This is a genomic window from Sphingomonas bacterium (assembly GCF_028289855.1).
Lineage (GTDB): Bacteria > Pseudomonadota > Alphaproteobacteria > Sphingomonadales > Sphingomonadaceae > Sphingomonas.
Genome location: NZ_JAQGKZ010000106.1, coordinates 1 through 3,212 on the forward strand (window position 1 = coordinate 1; position 3,212 = coordinate 3,212).

General features: G+C 64.5%; 4 protein-coding genes and 1 pseudogene. 3 read left to right on the plus strand and 2 right to left on the minus strand.

Annotated elements, in window-relative coordinates; translation table 11 throughout:
• Nucleotides 1-686 (plus strand): response regulator (locus JWM94_RS12705; RefSeq protein ID WP_299427498.1); only part of this gene is annotated, 686 nt, incomplete at its 5' end.
• A 12-nt stretch (nucleotides 687-698) separates the two neighbouring features.
• Nucleotides 699-1,043, plus strand: a complete 345-nt coding sequence (locus JWM94_RS12710) for a response regulator (protein WP_299427501.1) — start codon at nucleotides 699-701, stop codon at nucleotides 1,041-1,043.
• A gap of 133 nt (nucleotides 1,044-1,176) precedes the next feature.
• On the opposite strand, the gene JWM94_RS12715 is transcribed toward JWM94_RS12710, so the two are convergent.
• Entirely contained in the window at nucleotides 1,177-1,692 is a 516-nt protein-coding gene (locus JWM94_RS12715) for a phosphoribosyltransferase (RefSeq protein WP_299427504.1), read from the minus strand.
• The gene (locus JWM94_RS12720; protein WP_299427507.1) at nucleotides 1,692-2,711 is read right to left on the minus strand and encodes an adenosine deaminase; all 1,020 of its coding nucleotides are present in this window, start codon (nucleotides 2,709-2,711) and stop codon (nucleotides 1,692-1,694) included. The genes JWM94_RS12715 and JWM94_RS12720 overlap by 1 nt, the downstream gene beginning before the upstream one ends.
• Before the next feature lie 180 nt (nucleotides 2,712-2,891).
• Here JWM94_RS12720 and JWM94_RS12725 point away from each other — a divergent pair.
• Nucleotides 2,892-3,212: pseudogene (locus JWM94_RS12725) on the plus strand (DNA recombination/repair protein RecA); the annotation flags it as partial.

Genomic DNA, 3,212 nt, shown 5'->3' on the forward strand with positions numbered 1-3,212 from the left:
CGCTCGGCTCCGACATCCTGCCGGTCGCCGACTATACCGGCCTGATCATCTCCGACACCGGCACCGGCATACCCCCGGAGATCCTGCCCAAGATCTTCGAGCCATTCTTCACCACCAAGGAAGTGGGCAAGGGCACCGGTCTCGGCCTTTCCACGGTGTACGGCATCGTCAAGCAATCGGGCGGGTACATCTTTGCCGACAGCCGGCCGGGGCAGGGGGCGACCTTCTCGATCTATTTCCCCGTCCACACCGCCGAAACCCCCGCCGCCGTGAAACGCGCCGAGGCGCGCGACAAGCCAGCCGACCTATGGGGCACCGGCACGATCCTGCTGGTCGAGGACGAAGACATGGTCCGCGCCGTCGCCGAACGCGCGCTGACTCGGCAGGGCTATACCGTGCTGACCGCCGAGAACGGGGAGGCCGCGCTCGAATTGCTCGCAGCCGGCGAACGGCCCGATCTCCTCATCTCCGACGTCGTCATGCCGACAATGGACGGCCCGACGATGGTGCGCCACGCGCGCGAGCGGTGCCCCGACCTGCCGATCCTGTTCATGTCGGGCTATGCCGAAGAGCAATTGCGCAAGTCGATCGACCTCGACAATGTCGCCTTCCTGCCCAAGCCGTTTTCGGTCCAGCAATTGGCGGAGGCCGCGCGCGATGTACTTGCCGCCGCGGCAACTGCCTGACAAAGGCGCGATATGAGTATCGAGCGTATCCTGATCGTCGAGGACGAGCCGCTGATCGCGATGATGCTCGAGGATTTCCTCGACGCGTTGGGCAAGCAGCCGGTCGAAACCTGCGATAGCGTCCAGTCGGCGCTGGCGGTGATCGACCAGCAACCGATCGACGCGGTGATTCTCGACATCAACCTGTCGGGCGGGGAGAAGAGCTGGCCCGTGGCGGACGCGCTGGCGGCGAAGGGGATCCCGTTCGTGTTCTCGAGCGGCGGCGACGAAATCGCCGAAGGGCATGCCGGCCGGCCGCGGTTGGACAAGCCGTATACGATGGATGGGGTCGAGAAGGCGCTGGCGGGGTTGGGTTAAAGGCGCGCGCCCTAATCCCGACCGTCACGCCGGACTTGATCCGGCATCCACCAAGCCGCAAGCGCCGTGTGCGCTGATAGGTAGACCCCGGATCAAGTCCGGGGTGACGGATTGGTTTTGAACCGGCTGCTGACTAAGCAATCCGTTCCGGCACTTCCGCCGCATCGGCTGCCAGCGACTCCGCTGGCGCAACCGATTCCCACGGAAACACGAACCAGTCCTTGCGGGACCGCCGGTCGATGACCTCCGCGCGATAATTGACGCGCTCCTTCGACTGGTCGTTGTCGAGCAATGTCGCGAACCGCACATGGTCGCGCGCCGCGCCCGCCGTAGCCAGCGCCGCGCGCAATTTGCCGATCGTGGCACCCGTGTCGTTGATGTCGTCGACGAACAGCAATCGCTCGCCGTCGCGCGTCCGCGCCGCCAACCGGATTAAAGGCGCGTCGGAAAAGTCCTCGACCTGGCTTGAATGATCGACCGACAGCATCGGGAGACCCGTTGCGTGGCTCAAATACACCGCCGGCGCGAGCCCGCCGCGCCCGATCCCGATGATGAAACTGGGCGTCCAGTCATCCTTCGCCAGTTCGGCGGCGAGGGTCTGAACCTGTCCGACGAATTCCTCGTGCTGGATCGGTGTGAAGAGCGGCATCAGGAATGTCCTTCCACGAAAGCGTCGAGCCGCGCGAGGTGCCCGGCGGCTTCATCGTCGGTCAAGAACGATCCGAGAAACGAATTTCGCGCGAGCATCGTCAGCTCGGACTTACCCAGCCCGCGCGCCGTGGCGACCGCTTCATAATTCGCGCCGATATAGCCGCCGAAATAGGCGGGATCGTCCGAATTGATCGTCGCGCGAAGCCCTTCGCGCAGCATCCGGTCGATCGGATGCTCCTCGATCGAGACGACGTTGCAGAGTTTGACGTTGGAGAGCGGACACACGGTCAGCGTCATCCCCGTCCGCGCCAGCCGCGCGGTCAATACGGGATCTTCGAGGCTGCGATTGCCATGGTCGAGCCGATCGATCCCGAGCACGTCGAGCGCCTGATACACGTAGTCCGGCGGCCCTTCCTCACCGGCGTGCGCCACGAGCTTGAGCCCCTTGGCCCGCGCTGCCGCGAACACCCGCGCGAACTTTTCGGGCGGATGCCCGACCTCGGACGAATCGAGCCCGACCCCCGCGATCTTATCGAGCCACGGTTCTGCCGCCGCCAGCGTCGCAAACGCCGCTTCCTCGTCGAGGTGACGCAGGAAACACAGGATCAGCTTCGAGGTCAGCCCATGCTTCACCTCCGCCGCGGCCATCCCGGCGAGCAACCCCTCGACCACTGTCGCCATCGCGATCCCACGATCGGTGTGCGTCTGCGGATCGAAGAAGATTTCAGCGTGCACTACCCCGTCCGCCGCTGCGCGGTCGAAATAGGCGGCCGCGAGGTCGCGAAAATCGGCCTCGGTCTGCAGCACGTTCGCCCCGGCATAATAGATGTCGAGGAAGTCCTGCAGGTTGGAGAAATTATACGCCGCGCGGACTTCCTCGACCGACGCGAACGGGATCGCGACCCCGTTGCGCTCGGCCAGCGCGAACATCAGTTCGGGCTCCAGGCTGCCCTCGATATGGAGATGGAGCTCCGCTTTGGGCAGGCCGGCGATGAAAGTGGCGAGGTCGATGGTCATGCGGTGCAGCATCGCGCGGGACAGGGGCGGGGGCAAGGGCCGATCGCGTCTCCGTGCAGAACATAGAACAAAAGCGGAAAATAATTTCTGTTCGCCTCTTGTTCCACAAGAACAAACACGATACACGCTCTCCAGCAGGTTGACGCGGACGCGGTTCGCACTAGGCGATGGAGGCACCAAATGGCGGCATCTTTGAAGGTCATCGATAATCCCATGGCACTGAGCAACGACAAGTCCTCCGGCGAGCGTGCCAAGGCGCTTGAGGCGGCGCTGGCGCAGATCGACCGCGCGTTCGGCAAGGGCTCGGCGATGAAGCTGGGCTCGAAGCAATCGATGGAGGTCGAGACGATTTCAACCGGCAGCCTGGGGCTCGACATCGCGCTCGGCGTCGGCGGCTTGCCGCGCGGCCGCGTGATCGAAGTGTATGGCCCGGAAAGTTCGGGCAAGACCACGCTCGCGCTTCACGTCATCGCCGAGGCGCAGAAGAATGGCGGCACGGCG

What these genes read in the sequence shown, in the direction of transcription:
- JWM94_RS12710 (WP_299427501.1), top strand. Translation starts at nt 699, where the DNA reads ATGAGTATCGAGCGTATCCTGATCGTCGAGGACGAGCCGCTGATCGCG.
- JWM94_RS12715 (WP_299427504.1), bottom strand. Translation starts at nt 1,692, where the DNA reads ATGCCGCTCTTCACACCGATCCAGCACGAGGAATTCGTCGGACAGGTT.
- JWM94_RS12720 (WP_299427507.1), bottom strand. Translation starts at nt 2,711, where the DNA reads ATGACCATCGACCTCGCCACTTTCATCGCCGGCCTGCCCAAAGCGGAG.